General features: G+C 35.8%; 14 protein-coding genes and 2 rRNA genes. 6 read left to right on the forward strand and 10 right to left on the reverse strand.

Going from position 1 to position 13925, the window contains the following annotated elements:
• Positions 1 to 84: 84 nt before the first annotated feature.
• Entirely contained in the window at positions 85 to 450 is a 366-nt protein-coding gene (locus AW732_RS08025; RefSeq protein ID WP_067961118.1) for a hypothetical protein, read from the reverse strand.
• A gap of 665 nt (positions 451 to 1115) precedes the next feature.
• Here AW732_RS08025 and AW732_RS08840 point away from each other — a divergent pair.
• Positions 1116 to 1286 (forward strand): hypothetical protein, encoded by a 171-nt coding sequence (locus AW732_RS08840; protein WP_172790433.1) that lies wholly within the window; start codon positions 1116 to 1118, stop codon positions 1284 to 1286.
• Positions 1287 to 1556: 270 nt separating this feature from the next.
• Here the strand turns inward: AW732_RS08840 and AW732_RS08035 are convergent, their stop codons facing one another.
• The 4 genes from AW732_RS08035 to AW732_RS08050 form a co-directional block, all read right to left on the reverse strand.
• The gene (locus tag AW732_RS08035; protein ID WP_067961124.1) at positions 1557 to 2084 is read right to left on the reverse strand and encodes an Lrp/AsnC ligand binding domain-containing protein; all 528 of its coding nucleotides are present in this window, start codon (positions 2082 to 2084) and stop codon (positions 1557 to 1559) included.
• A gap of 12 nt (positions 2085 to 2096) precedes the next feature.
• Entirely contained in the window at positions 2097 to 2336 is a 240-nt protein-coding gene (locus AW732_RS08040; RefSeq protein ID WP_067961127.1) for an Lrp/AsnC ligand binding domain-containing protein, read from the reverse strand.
• Positions 2337 to 2664: 328 nt separating this feature from the next.
• Positions 2665 to 5661, reverse strand: a 23S ribosomal RNA gene (locus tag AW732_RS08045).
• Between the two features lie 148 nt (positions 5662 to 5809).
• Positions 5810 to 7280, reverse strand: a 16S ribosomal RNA gene (locus AW732_RS08050).
• The 16S and 23S rRNA genes sit together here, the layout of an rRNA operon.
• A 379-nt stretch (positions 7281 to 7659) precedes the next feature.
• Between AW732_RS08050 and AW732_RS08055 the strand changes: the two genes are divergently transcribed.
• Complete coding sequence (locus AW732_RS08055) at positions 7660 to 8955, forward strand: aminotransferase class III-fold pyridoxal phosphate-dependent enzyme (RefSeq protein WP_067961278.1); 1296 nt, start codon at positions 7660 to 7662, stop codon at positions 8953 to 8955.
• Between the two features lie 9 nt (positions 8956 to 8964).
• Here the strand turns inward: AW732_RS08055 and AW732_RS08060 are convergent, their stop codons facing one another.
• Complete coding sequence (locus AW732_RS08060) at positions 8965 to 9318, reverse strand: hypothetical protein (RefSeq protein WP_067961129.1); 354 nt, start codon at positions 9316 to 9318, stop codon at positions 8965 to 8967.
• A gap of 492 nt (positions 9319 to 9810) precedes the next feature.
• Here AW732_RS08060 and AW732_RS08065 point away from each other — a divergent pair, with 492 nt between their 5' ends.
• Positions 9811 to 10632, forward strand: coding sequence for a tetratricopeptide repeat protein (locus AW732_RS08065; RefSeq protein WP_067961132.1), 822 nt, complete (start codon positions 9811 to 9813; stop codon positions 10630 to 10632).
• On the opposite strand, the gene AW732_RS08070 is transcribed toward AW732_RS08065, so the two are convergent.
• Positions 10627 to 11331: a hypothetical protein gene (locus AW732_RS08070; protein ID WP_067961281.1), complete on the reverse strand. Its 705-nt coding sequence runs from the start codon at positions 11329 to 11331 to the stop codon at positions 10627 to 10629. The genes AW732_RS08065 and AW732_RS08070 overlap by 6 nt on opposite strands.
• Before the next feature lie 107 nt (positions 11332 to 11438).
• Between AW732_RS08070 and AW732_RS08075 the strand changes: the two genes are divergently transcribed.
• The 3 genes from AW732_RS08075 to AW732_RS08085 are packed head-to-tail and all read left to right on the forward strand — an operon-like array spanning position 11439 to position 12981.
• Positions 11439 to 11894 (forward strand): cupin domain-containing protein, encoded by a 456-nt coding sequence (locus tag AW732_RS08075; protein WP_067961285.1) that lies wholly within the window; start codon positions 11439 to 11441, stop codon positions 11892 to 11894.
• A gap of 5 nt (positions 11895 to 11899) precedes the next feature.
• The gene (locus AW732_RS08080) at positions 11900 to 12262 is read left to right on the forward strand and encodes a cupin domain-containing protein (protein ID WP_067961135.1); all 363 of its coding nucleotides are present in this window, start codon (positions 11900 to 11902) and stop codon (positions 12260 to 12262) included.
• A 50-nt stretch (positions 12263 to 12312) separates the two neighbouring features.
• Positions 12313 to 12981: a DnaJ domain-containing protein gene (locus AW732_RS08085; RefSeq protein WP_067961140.1), complete on the forward strand. Its 669-nt coding sequence runs from the start codon at positions 12313 to 12315 to the stop codon at positions 12979 to 12981.
• Here AW732_RS08085 and AW732_RS08090 read toward each other — a convergent pair.
• From AW732_RS08090 to AW732_RS08845, 3 genes are read right to left on the reverse strand one after another with little or no spacing between them, the layout of a single operon-like run.
• Positions 12978 to 13385: an HIT family protein gene (locus AW732_RS08090; RefSeq protein ID WP_067961143.1), complete on the reverse strand. Its 408-nt coding sequence runs from the start codon at positions 13383 to 13385 to the stop codon at positions 12978 to 12980. The two genes, AW732_RS08085 and AW732_RS08090, sit on opposite strands and share 4 nt — an antisense overlap.
• Before the next feature lie 37 nt (positions 13386 to 13422).
• Complete coding sequence (locus tag AW732_RS08095) at positions 13423 to 13701, reverse strand: hypothetical protein (protein ID WP_067961146.1); 279 nt, start codon at positions 13699 to 13701, stop codon at positions 13423 to 13425.
• Between the two features lies 1 nt (position 13702).
• The gene (locus AW732_RS08845) at positions 13703 to 13870 is read right to left on the reverse strand and encodes a hypothetical protein (protein ID WP_172790434.1); all 168 of its coding nucleotides are present in this window, start codon (positions 13868 to 13870) and stop codon (positions 13703 to 13705) included.
• Between the last annotated feature and the right edge of the window lie 55 nt (positions 13871 to 13925).

Genomic DNA, 13925 nt, shown 5'->3' on the forward strand with positions numbered 1-13925 from the left:
TATGCAAATCAAAATTATGTGATTTTTCAATTATGAAAATGAGTGAAAAAGTATTCAAATCATTTTTAGATAAAAAGACAGAATTTATTCATTAGATTTCAATTCAATTAATTGTAAGATTTTTTTAATTATTTTATCATGTTCTGCTTCAATTTCAGTTCCCACCACGAGCAATTTATGACTATCCAACGGAAATGTAATTCTTTTAATTTTTTCATATTCAGTTAGAGAATATTTTCCAAATCCTAAGAAAGGGTACAATAATTCACGAGTGTTCCAACGTAAAATCGTGTTATGTGCAGATTTTGATAATTCCTCTGAAGGTAAATAAGATTGAACACCATTCTGCATACCACCAGTTAACAAATCACCATTACTATTATAAACAAATACACCTCTAATTTGGGTTTCAATTCCCAATACTAATGAACATAATTTTGCATAATCCATGATTTATGAAATATTTGATTTCTGTTTCAAAGTCAACGATTCTCACACCTAGGACATTTCAAACTATTTGTTTTATCTCCACAATGTCTACATCTTATATGAAATTGAACATACTCATTTTTTGATGTACTAGTGAATTCCAAAATTAATACAAAAATCAAAATTATTCCAATGACTAGTCCCACAAATAAAATTACCATAGCAACATAAGGATATACAAAATGAAATTTAATCTTCTATGCGAATAATCATTACAAATGTAAAGAAAAATTTAAAAAATTTAAAAATTTTTAAGGGTCAAATATACACATAATTTAAGAAATGATTTTTAAAGCAGATTTCAAAATATTGTTAATTTAGTTCAAGTCGATGTATTTACCATATTCTTTGTAATGATTACGAATTGTTACTGTTGAAATTCCAGAAATGTCAGATATTTTTTTGAGATATGTTTTCAGATGTCAAAATGCTTTCCATATAGATTACTACAGATGTGACACCTTCAGGATTTTTACCAGAAACTAAATCACATTTTTTCAATCTATCAAAAATTTTAATAGATTCTCTTTTTGTATTTTCAGATAATTCTAAATTGTTTGTAATTTTAAAAATTCTTTGAGATTCTATAAAAATAATCTTAGATAGTATGGAAACATATTGATTGTGTGAGTCTATTAAAAACAACAAGATTAACACAGCAAGAAAATAAATTTGAAATAGAAATTCCACAAGAATGCATGAAAGAATTAGGATGTAAGAAAGGATACATTTTAGAAATAGATGTTAAAGACTCAAAGGCCATTATTAAAAAACGGCATGGTTTTGTTGGAAAATAGATATTCAATTTTAAAAAACAGTATGAGTTAAAATTAGTACAATATTTTTTAAAAAATATTTTAATACTTTACTTACGTACTTAATTATAACGAGGAAATGCTATCAATTGCAGAACAGATTGATAGAACATATTGGATTTTTATCCATTCATATCCTCGTTGTAAAACATTAAAAAAACATACAAAAACTTTTTGTAAATATTTTACATTACAAGTATTTTAAAAATGAAATACAGATTTAATTCAAAAAAAATAAAAATAAAAATAATCTCAGTCTTGTTCTGAGATAATATTTAGAGTCATGCTAGTTTTGATGTGAGGTAGTGCTCTAATTGCTTTTGTGATTACAGTTTCCAGAGATTCATAGTCTTGTGATTCAATTTTACACAAAACATCATAGAATCCAAACACAACGTCTGCTTCTTTTACTTCTGGAATGTGGCTGAGATTTCGCAACACCTCATATTCTTCACCTTTTTCAGCATGGATCACAACATAAGCTTGAGAAGAATTTTTTCCAAGCATTACATTGACAAGTTTATCTGCAGGTTTGAAGAGTTCTTCACATTCAGAGCGAGTAAGGGTCATCGTAGAATGTATTTCAGGCATTTTACGAATAGTTCCAGTTACAATTCTTTGAATTCCTGCCTCATCATCATCGGATTCAACTTTTGCCAAGATGTCATAGAGTCCAAAAGTTCCATGAGATTCAGTTACTCCATCAATTGCATTTAATGCAGATATGATATTTTTTTCAGCACCCAAATCACAATTCATCAAGACGTATGCTTTTGCCAATGGTATCACCGATTATTCTTGACCCTGAATTCCCATCAGTGTCAATGTAGAGCGAATTTTTGGAATTTTTCGAATCTTCCAGGTAATGGTTTCACGTAATGCCTCTACTTGGTTGGATTCAACTTTTGCCAAGATGTCATATGCTCCAAAGGTGCCGTGTACTTCAGTTACACCTTCAATAGATTTTAGCTCTGAGATTACTGCTTCTTCAGAACCTAGCTCACAGTTTATGAGGACATAAGCTGTTGCCATTATTGTGTGACTCCTATTTTCATAGATTCAATACAATGTTGATACATATAAGTAATAATCAAAATTTACTGAATAATTATGATATAGAATCAATTATTTCTCAATAAATGTTTAGTAAATTCATTTATTTTTTAAAAAAAGTTATCAAATTTTTAATTAAATAAATCAAAATTTAACTTAAAAAATTCAAGATAATTTTAGTCGTGTAATATGATGGATACCTAGTTTACACTAGGGAGTGATTAAAAATAAAATCATCGTACAAGTCGTGGATATTCCACTTAGATGATAGAAATGAATCCTCGCGCATAGTCTCTATGTAAGTGGCTGAACCGTTATGTTGGTCTATTAGTAAAGGCTGGCTCACCACTCGCCGAAGCTTGTGATCTACACCACCTTCCTATCAACGCAGTCTTCTGCTGCCGACCTTCATCTTACGAAAGAATAACTTGTCTCGGGATGGGATTCGTGCTTAGATGCTTTCAGCACTTAGCCCAAACGGCTTAGCTGCCCGGCCTGCCTTATCAGACAACCGGTAAACCAGTGGCCACGCTGCTCTGTTCCTCTCGTACTAGGAGCAACTTCCCCTCAGTTATTCACGCTTCCATTAGGCAGAGACCGACCTGTCTCACGACGGTCTAAACCCAGCTCATGTTCCCTTTTAATAGGCGAGCAGCCTCACCCTTGGCCCCTGCTGCAGGACCAGGATAGGAAAAGCCGACATCGAGGTACCAAACCGCGGGGTCGATAGGAGCTCTCGCCCGCGACGAGCCTGTTATCCCTGGGGTAATTTTTCTGTCACCTCCGGGCCCCAATAGTGGGCACACGAAGGATCGCTAAGCCAGACTTTCGTCTATGAATTCCGTGCGTTTGGAAATCCATTCAGTCGAGTTTTTGGCTTTGCCCTCTTCAACGGATTTCTGCCCCGTTTGAACTCAACTTTGGGCCCCTTTGATATCTTTTCAAAGGGGTGCCGCCCCAGCCGAACTGCCTACCTGCACATGTCTCCGGTCTTCACTGGATAAGTGGTACTGCAAAAAGAGTCTGGTGTTACATCGTTGCTTCATTAACATCCCAGAGAATGTTAAGCATGGCTCCCAGATACCCTGTGCAATTCTTACTATACCACAAGCACAAGCTGCAGTAAAACTCCACGGGGTCTTCTCTCCCCAATGGAAGTTGATGGACTGTTCGTCCACCTTATGTGGCTTCACCGGGTTGTAGGCGGGGACAGTGGGGCTCTCGTTGTTCCATTCATGCGCGTCGGAACTTACCCGACAAGGCATTTGGCTACCTTAAGAGAGTCAGAGTTACTCCCGGCGTTAACCGGCCCTTAGCTCGGTTGAACCCAAGTTTTAGGTACCGGCACCGGCCAGGATTCAGCGACTATACAAATCCTTTCGGACTAGCAGTCGCCTGTGTTTTTATTAAACAGTCGAAACCCCCTTGTCATTGCAACCTGCGATCCCCATTCCTCATGAAGACCGCAGGCATCCCTTATACCTAAGCTACAGGACTAATTTGCCGAATTCCCTCGCCATACGGTATACCCGTAGCACCTTAGCTTTCTAAGCCAGCGCACCTGTGTCGGTTCTGGGTACGAACTTGTATCTTTCTAACTACACAGTCTTTCATGGTCTCCTGGATTCGAGAAAACTTCGCTGACGCGAAGCCATTCCTACCTCGGGTGAGATCTCGTCATTACGACACTCCTTCACCCTTGAATAGTTAGATACAACGATAATTGTACACTCCCTATCCGGAAGCGAACCATATAGATCAAACGATCGATACAAGGTACTAGAATATTAACTAGTTTCCCATTCGATGAACTCTGTTGAGGTACATCTTAGGATCGACTACCTCCAGGCTGATAACGCATTGCCTGGAAACCCTTGCGCTTACGGTGGTATTGGTTCTCACAATACTATGCTGTTACTGCCGCCAAGATCTGCAATAGAAATCGGTCCACAGGACGTCATCGCCCTGCTTCGGCCCAATCACTACGCCAACCTACCACGAATTATTCATTAATAATTATCTAAAGTATCGGTACTTTGCTTTAGCCCCGTCCGTTTTTGAGGCATCCCCCCTCGGCAGGTAAGTTGTTACACACTTTTTAAAGGATAGCTGCTTCTGAGCTTACCTCCCTGCTGTCTTGGCGAGAACACGCTCTTTAGCTTGACACTTAGCAAAAATTTGGGGACCTTAACTTCAGTCTGGGTTAAACCCCTTTCGGTCATGAGCCTTACGCCACATGAACCCGTGTCCTTGCTTCTACAATGCGTATCCGTTCGGAGTTTGAATGAGAGGTGAGGGATTTCTCCCCCGCGCCTCTCTATCAGTGCTCTACCGGAAACGCTATCTCCACAAAGCACGCCCTGCGAGACGCTTCGGTTGGAACTAGCGAGCGCCAGTCTAGATTGGTTTTTGACCCCTATTCCCAAGTCACAACAACGATTTGCACGTCAGAACGTCTTAAGACCTCCAGAGGGCTTTCGCCCTCCTTCATCTAGCTCAGGAATAGATCGACTGGCTTCTAGCCTAGCCGCCATGACTCTACGCACTTTCACACGCCTCTCCTGACTTCTTGCGAAGCTGCGAGAGCTCGGTTTCCCTTCGCATCCACTTTTACAGTTTATGCTTGCCATGACAGTTAGCTCCTTGGCCCGTGTTTCGAGACGGAACGCGTGACACTGATGATTTGAACATCAAATCTTCAACTCTATTGCTAGAATCTCCAATCTGAAAAAATCACCTTCCATGCCACGCACGTCTGTAACCAATAGGTTTCATGCACTTTTCGCCCCCCTTCCGGGGTACTTTTCAGCTTTCCCTCACGGTACTAGTCCACTATCGGTCTTGAGAAATATTTAGCCTCAGATGCTACTTTCACCTGTATTCATTGCCCACTACCAAGGACAACTACTCGGGTATGAATAGGACCCTTCACACTTCGCTTACGGGGGTATCACCCTCTATTCCAGAACTTTTCAGATCATTTCAGCTGTGCTCCAGGATTCCACATTATCATACCAAAACACCACATCTCCCGAAGGATTCAGTTTGGGCTATTTCCGTTTCGTTCGCCACTACTTGGGAAATCTCTATTGATTTCTTTTCCTCGTGGTACTAAGATGCTTCAATTCCCACGGTTCGACTTCCAATACCATTGTACTGGAATACACAAAAGTGTAAGATTCTCATTCGGACATCTCGGGATCATAGGATGCGTGCGCCTACCCCGAGCTTATCGCAGCTTGCCACGTCCTTCATCTCTTCTCAAGCCTAGCAATCCACCTATTGGCGTCTTTACACCAGTAAATTCAGCCACATATTACACGACTATGCACGACGATCATTGCAAACCACCGGTAAATGGTCCGCTACATCCTTCATACACCACTTTCGTGATGCATTGCATCGATGATTCAATGTGAAGATTACGTACATCCGTACACTTTCCATGTCTAAGGAGGTGATCCGACCGCAGGTTCCCCTACGGTCACCTTGTTACGACTTTTCCCTTGTCACGAACCTCAAGTTCGATAACGCCAATTAGACGTCACCTCGCTAAAAGCTCACTTCAATGAAACGACGGGCGGTGTGTGCAAGGAGCAGGGACGTATTCACCGCGCGATAATGACACGCAGTTACTAGGGATTCCATATTCGTGAGGGCGAGTTGCAGCCCTCAGTCATAACTGTGGTAACGTTTGAGGATTACCTCATCCTTTCGGATTTGAAACCAATTGTCGTTACCATTGCAGCCCGCGTGTGGCCCCAGAGTTTCGGGGCATACTGACCTGCCGTGGCCCCTTCCTTCCTCCGCATTAACTGCGGCGGTCCCGCTAATTCGCCCCACTACTCCTGAGAGTAATGGTGGCAACTAGAGGCAGGGATCTCGCTCGTTACCTGACTTAACAGGACATCTCACGGCACGAGCTGGCGACGGCCATGCACCACCTCTCAGCTTGTCTGGTAAAGTCTTCAGCTTGACCTTCATTCTGCTGTCTCTCCGGGTAAGATTTCTGGCGTTGACTCCAATTGAACCGCAGGCTTCACCCCTTGTGGTGCTCCTCCGTCAATTCCTTTAAGTTTCATACTTGCGTACGTACTTCCCAGGCGGCAAACTTAACGGCTTCCCTGCAGCACTGCATTGGCCACAAGCCAATGCATCACTGAGTTTGCATAGTTTACAGCTGGGACTACCCGGGTATCTAATCCGGTTTGCTCCCCCAGCTTTCATCCCTCACCGTCGGACGTGTTCTGGTAGACCGCCTTCGCCACAGGTGGTCATCAATAGATCAAAGGATTTTACCCCTTCCTACCGAGTACCGTCTACCTCTCCCACTCCCTAGCTCTGCAGTATTCCCGGCAGCCTGTACGTTGAGCGTACAGATTTAACCGAAAACTTACAGAGCCGGCTACGGATGCTTTAGGCCCAATAATCATCCTGACCACTTGAGGTGCTGGTTTTACCGCGGCGGCTGACACCAGAACTTGCCCACCCCTTATTCATCAGTGTTTCTAGGACTGACAAAAGGTTCCTTTAGCAGAAACCACTCGGATTAACCTTGTCGTGCTTTCGCACATTGCAAAGTTTTCTCGCCTGCTGCGCCCCATAGGGCCTGGGTCCGTGTCTCAGTACCCATCTCCGGGCTACTCCTCTCAGAGCCCGTACCTGTAATAGTCTTGGTGGGCCATTACCTCACCAACAAACTGATAGGCCGCAGTCCCATCCTACGGCGATAAATCATTTGGAACATAAACCATTCCAGGCATAATGTTCTATCGGGCATTATTCTCAGTTTCCCGAGGTTATTCCCGTCCATAGGTTAGGTTGACTACGCGTTACTGAGCCGTATGCCTTGTATTGCTACAATGACTCGCATGGCTTAGTATCAATCCGATAGCAGTCAGGTCCGGCAGGATCAACCGGATTCTGAATTTTTTTCTTTTTGGTCTTGATTATTGAAGTACATTTGTACTTGTAAATTGGAATTGACGGATGCACATAATCTTCACATCTCAGAAATGATCTTTCAATCAAATCCTCATTTTTGTATGCGTAAATGGAGGCCCATGAATCACAAAATGGCATATTGCCATACTTCAACACGAGCGCCGCCTATTGCTTTACGTATGCAGAATCCGAAGAAGACAGAATCCATATAAACCATGCGTGAAATTATACCAGATCGCTTCAAAAATGATAAAATTTTCAACAAAAATTAGCCAAAACTAGGCTCAAAAAAAATAGTAACGATACAATTAGTCAGAATCTGGATGTTGATTAAAATGATAGAAGGAATTTGAATAGTTTGCTTTTGGATCAGATAAAAAATTACAAAAAGAAAACACCAACTTCTGCAAAAATTTTTGCAAAATCATCAAAACTTCACATTAATGGAGTTTCACATAATATTCGATATTTCGAACCACACCCATTTGTTGTAAAATCATCGTTAGGAAAAAATTTAGTTGATGTCGACAATAACAAGTACACAGATTATTGGATGGGGCATTGGTCTTTAATTCTAGGACATGGACAAAAAAATGTTAAAGAGTCAATCAAAAAACAAATTGAAAAAAGTTGGATGTATGGAACAGTTAACGAACAGACAATAAAATTATCAGAATTAATTTCAAAAGCAGTTCCAGTTGCAGAAAAAATTCGTTATGTAACATCAGGAACAGAAGCTACAATGTATGCTGTTAGATTAGCACGTTCAGTAACTGGGAAAAAAATTATCGCAAAAATAGATGGAGGATGGCATGGATATACATCAGATTTACTAAAAAGTGTTAACTGGCCATTTAAAGAATCAGAAAGTAGTGGAATTGTTAATGACGAAAAAATTATTTCCATTCCTTACAACGATTTGGAAAACTCTTTAAAAATATTAAAAAAATATTCTAAAAATCTTGCAGGTGTAATTATAGAACCAGTTTTAGGGGGAGGGGGCTGTATTCCAGCAACAAAAGAATATCTAAAAGGAATTCAAGAATTTGTTCATAAAAATAAATCATTATTTATTTTAGATGAAATTGTTACAGGATTCAGATTTAGATATGGTTGTTTGTATCCTACAATGAAATTAGATCCAGACATTGTTACATTAGGAAAAATTACTGGAGGAGGAATGGCAATAGGAATTATTTGCGGTAAAAAAGAAATAATGAATTATGCAGATACAACAGAAAAGAAAAAATCAGAGCGCTCATACATTGGAGGAGGCACATTTTCGGCCAATCCAGTATCAATGACATCAGGATATACCACATTAAATTATTTGAAAATAAGAAAAACAGTATACGATAAAATTAATTCATTAGGAGATTATGCTAGAAAAGAATTAGAAAAAGTATTTGATGGAAAAGTTGCAGTTTCAGGTAAAGGATCTTTATTCATGACTCATTTTCTTGAGGAGGGAGTTACAGAGATTCAAAATTCAGCAGATGTAGCAAAATGTAATTCAGAGAAATTACAAAAATATCATTTTAAAATGATTTCTGAAGATGGAATATTTTTCTTACCAGGCAAATTAGGTGCAATATCAAATAGTCATTCAAAAGAAGATATTAAAAAAATTATCAAAGCGTCAGAAAATTTCTAAAATTCAAAATCAATTTGAAAAATTATTTTTCCAAGACATTAATTGATTAAAAATATTCAAAAAATCATCAGATTTTGTAGTAATATGAATATGAGCAAAAATATTTTCAAATTGACCTTCAAAAATCATCCTACATTCATTTTTAAAAAAAGGGACAGAAACTCCAATTTTTTTTAGATTTGTTATTAGAAAATTTTCAATCAAAACAGTTTCAGAATCAACAATTATTTTTTTTAAATTTGAATTTTTATTGATAGAGACATCTAATTTTTTCTGTAAGGATTCATCCCATGCAGGAGAATCTTTAGGCCAGTGATGGACAAACACTTTTTCAGCAAAATATGAAATTTGTGATTCAGACATAATTAAAATAATTTTTAAATCAAATTAAGAGTTTGTCATCAAAATTGTCAACCTATTTTACAGCAATTCATGTTTTAACAATTAATAACAGAATATCACAAAACATTTCCAATTTTTAAAATAAGCATAATTTTGCCCATGTGAATTCAAACATTTCTGCATCATCACTTTTTTGCTGAAGTTCTTCTTTACGATTTTCTTTGTTTTTATTCATACATAATCTTAGGCAATTGTTTCTTTTATTATTGCTAAAAAAAATATTAAAAAATTAGTCAAAAATCAAACATTTTTTCAAAGTTATTCAGATTTTTATAAAATGACAATTTGTATTGGGTATGGATAAGAAAAAAGAAGAAAAAGAGGCATATGCAACAGATGATCCTACAGATACATCTGCAGAAAAACAAGAAGAGATGGCTAAAGAAGCAATTAAAAAATTCAAATCATTGAATTAAAGTAAACTTTCATTAGCAATTAAAATCTGATAAAATTATGGGATTATTTGGATCAAAAAAGAATCCAGAGGACTTGAGATATGACGCCATGTCAATGATGGAAAAAAACCAACCAAAAGCAGCAATTTCATTATTTAATAAAATTCTAAAAGAGAATGATTCAGATAGTGACGCATTACTAAACAAGGGTTTAGCACTAAATCAAATAAGAAAATACAGTGATGCAGTTACCTGTTTTGACAAATTATTAGAAATTGATCCAAAAAATGCACAAGCACTAAACAACAGAGGAATTTCAATGGCAGAGAATGGAAATATACAAGAGGCAGCAGAATGTTACGATAAAGCAATCGAAGTTGATCCAAAATATGCAGCATCTTATTTTAACAAAGGAGTTCTCTTAGACAAACTTCAGGAGCATGAGGAAGCACTAACTGCATTAGAAAAAGCAATTTCAGTAGATTCAAGAAAACCAAATGCAATGATATACAAAGGAATTGTTTTAGGAAAAATGAAAAGACATGAGGAAGCACTAAATTGTTTTCAAAATATTTGTAAAAAATATCCTAACAATCAAGATGCATTTTTTCAGAAGGGAGTACAGTTTGCAGAATTAGGAAAACATGAAAAAGCAATCGATGTATTTAATGAAATTCTAAAAAAATACAAAGATAATGTAAATGTAATTTACGCAAAATCTAGAAGTTGTGCAGCAATTGACAAAATTCCAGAATCAATGGAATTATTAAAACAAGCAATTGCAAGAAATCCAAAAATCATAAGAAACTGGGCAAAGGAAGAACCGGTTTTTACAAAATTACACAACAATGATAAGTTTAGAGCATTAGTGAAATTATAGGATTTTTTTTCTTACAGAATCGATTCGGATTATTCCAACTTTCTTTTTTGGTCCTATTAAACGAGCTTCATAAATTGGGACATATACTTCACTAATTTCTCTTAATACAAATTCTTCTTCAAGTTTACGAACTTCATCAACTAAAGGTTTTTTTAAAAACGATTGTAATTTTTTAATTGCATCATCATGAGTTAATTCAGAATTTTTCACATTGGAAGAATTTTGTTCTAATAAACGATTAGGATAATTTTCTGTGGTTTTAGAATTTAATTTAAATGGAAATTTGATTTCTCGACCATGATGATCAAAAGTTATTTCATCTTCATTTTCAACAAAAACGTGTTCCTCTAATTTTAAATCAACTTTATTTTTACCACGTTTTCCAACAATTGCTTTTTTGAAATTGGATTTTGTTCTAACTGGAAAAACACCATCACCTAAAAGAACTTCAGATACATTGGAAGAAACAGAAATAGAGTGAGTTGTTTTTCGAAAATAATTTGCCATATATTTCCCAGAAACAATTAGGATGCATTCATAGTATAATTTCACAGAATGAATGTGAATATCACTTTTTTTTGGGTGTGAAAATAAGGATTTGAATACACTAGTTTTTTTATCATCGATAATTTCTAAAGCTTCAGATTCCTCAAGTTTTTTCCGTAAAACGACTGTTTTGTGTTCGTGTGTTTTTTTCAAAACTATTAAAAATATGAAATTCATCATATTAAACCAATTCTGATTTAGATAAGCAGTCAGACAAAAATTCCAAACAAAGAAAAAGAAGTATTTTGATGAAAAATATGATGAATAAATCAAACATAAAAGGTTCAAATGATAAAAGAGACGTAAATTCCGAATGGTTTACTGGAAAAACATGGATGAAAGTACTTTCAGAAAAAATAAAATCAAAAGATCAAGATATCTATCATGTTCATTTTGAAAAAGGTTCAAGAACCAAACTACACTATCATGATGGAAATCAAGTGTTAATTGCAGTAAAAGGCAAAGGCAGTTTAGAAATTTTTAGGAAGTATGGAACAAAAAAATCGGATTTTAAAATTAAAAAGACGGAAAGGATTAGTTTGAATGAAGGAGATATTGTTCACATACCAGCTAAAACCCTCCATACACATGGTTCAATTAATAAAAACAAAGAATTTTCACACATAGCAATCAACATTTTACCAAAAAAGAACTCAATTTACAAAACAGTTTGGTATGAATCAGATTTTAAAAATAATGTAACAAATATCATTTAAAGATAATGTCCATCAAAGAGGATTCAAAAATCAGTTTTATTGAAGGTAATGAAAATGTGAAAATTAAACAATACTTCGATCCTAAAAATACATCAAACGGAATTAATTTTAGTCTTGCACAATTCTCATTGGGAATAGGAGAAAAAACTAAACTTCATAAAATCAAATCATCAGAAATATACTATATTTTAGAAGGCAATGGAAGATTGAGAATTAATAATAAAGAATATCAATTAAAAAAGAATGATTCAGCATACGTTCCCCCAAATTCAGAACAATTTTTTGAAAATATTGGAACTGAAGAATTAAGTTTTTTATGTATCGTGGAACCAGCATGGAAACCAGAAGATGATAAAATTTTAGAATGATTTGTCAAAATATGACAATGATTTTTAAAATATAAGGTATTAAAGATAATGTGAATAGAAGAGAGGCATTACTAACATTAAAAGTAAATCAAAATTCATCACAAGAAGAAATTAAGGCATCATATAGAAAAATGGCACTAGAATTACATCCAGATAAAAATAAAGAAAAAAATGAAGACTCGAAATTTAAAAAAATTACAGAGGCATATAATTTTCTAAAAAAGAATGAAAAAGACGATTCATCATACCAAGAAGCAAAGAAAAGTTCTGGAAATCAAAGAGTAAAACCAAAACCACAGTGGGGAGCTCCAAATGATGGAGGAATACCAGAACAGGATTGGAGCAAATACACAAGAGAGTTTGAAGAAGGTGATCCAACTTTTTGGAAAGAATATGAAAAAAAATTCTGGGAAGATTACAATGCAAAAGTTCGAGCAGATGGTAAAAATGGAGAATATGAAAAAGCCAAAGAGCCTACAAAACAACCGGATCTTCAGGTAAGTATAGACAAATCATTGTGTATCGGATGTTGTAGTTGTGAAATTATTGCGCCAGAAGTATTTGAAATTAATAAACAAACTCAAACAAATCCTAAATCAAAAGTAATTAACCAAAAAGGAGCAGGAGTGAATAAAATAATGAATGCAGCTGAAACATGTCCAACAAAAGCAATTAAAGTAGAGAATGTTATCACAAAAGAAAAATTGTTTCCGTATTAAATTTTTAATAGATTATAATATTTTTCAATTTCAGAGTCAGGCAATTGTAAAGAAGAGTCAAACATACTGTGAATAGGCCCACCAGTATCAGAAGAATCTCTAGGAACTAAATGCACATGTAAATGAGGAATTTCTTGTCCAGCTTCTTTACCATTATGAATTGCAATTAAAGTTGAACCAGTTATCGAATCAACTTTAGACATCATAACATGAACTAGAGAAAATAAATCAGCGTTTTCATCTACAGTCATGTCCTGAATTTTTTCACAATGATTTTTAGGAATTACTAGAACATGTCCTTTAGTTAACGGAAAAGCATCTAGAAAACAAATTGAATTAGTTGTTTCATGAAGAATTTTAGCAGGAATTGTCTTTGATATAATTTTACAAAAAATACAATCCATAATTATCAAATAAATTTTTAAAATATCAAAGTATCTATCAAGGTGTCACTATAGTAGCCCAAGCCAAATCCTTACCAAATTTTATTGTCGCTTTATCTCCTGTATTTAATTCACAATTTTCAATGATTTTAGGTACAGCATCAATAGTTTCAACATAACAAGTACCATCATCATTACTCAAGATAACAACATCTTCAAAAACATCTTCTCGGATTAAATGCCAAAAGGGAAAAATCATCGTAGATAAAACAACTCCCGCTGCTAAAAAGGCACAACCAAAAACCAAACCTTGTTGTTGACTAGAACTTAAATTCAATTTACCATGTGCCGCCGTCCCCACCATTCATATCCATTTTTTTGGCAGGTACGTTTCCATGTGCTTTTTTCATATGTTTTTTTAATCTCTCAGGATCATGAAGTTCAGTTCCACAAACATCACATTTTGTTTTAGTCTCATTTGACTTTTTACGATTAAACAGGCCCATAATATCACAAAGGTGAAGAAATACATTATAAAGGATACTGAATTTTTGTCAATTC

The sequence above is a fragment of the Nitrosopumilus sp. Nsub genome (genome assembly GCF_001541925.1).
Lineage (GTDB): Archaea > Thermoproteota > Nitrososphaeria > Nitrososphaerales > Nitrosopumilaceae > Nitrosopumilus.

Bases quoted from the DNA above. Each gene is read 5' to 3' on its own strand.
- AW732_RS08060 (WP_067961129.1), bottom strand. From the start codon at position 9,318: ATGTCTGAATCACAAATTTCATATTTTGCTGAAAAAGTGTTTGTCCAT.
- AW732_RS08075 (WP_067961285.1), top strand. From the start codon at position 11,439: ATGAATAAATCAAACATAAAAGGTTCAAATGATAAAAGAGACGTAAAT.
- AW732_RS08065 (WP_067961132.1), top strand. From the start codon at position 9,811: ATGGGATTATTTGGATCAAAAAAGAATCCAGAGGACTTGAGATATGAC.
- AW732_RS08845 (WP_172790434.1), bottom strand. From the start codon at position 13,870: ATGGGCCTGTTTAATCGTAAAAAGTCAAATGAGACTAAAACAAAATGT.
- AW732_RS08040 (WP_067961127.1), bottom strand. From the start codon at position 2,336: ATGGCAACAGCTTATGTCCTCATAAACTGTGAGCTAGGTTCTGAAGAA.
- AW732_RS08080 (WP_067961135.1), top strand. From the start codon at position 11,900: ATGTCCATCAAAGAGGATTCAAAAATCAGTTTTATTGAAGGTAATGAA.
- AW732_RS08025 (WP_067961118.1), bottom strand. From the start codon at position 450: ATGGATTATGCAAAATTATGTTCATTAGTATTGGGAATTGAAACCCAA.
- AW732_RS08090 (WP_067961143.1), bottom strand. From the start codon at position 13,385: ATGGATTGTATTTTTTGTAAAATTATATCAAAGACAATTCCTGCTAAA.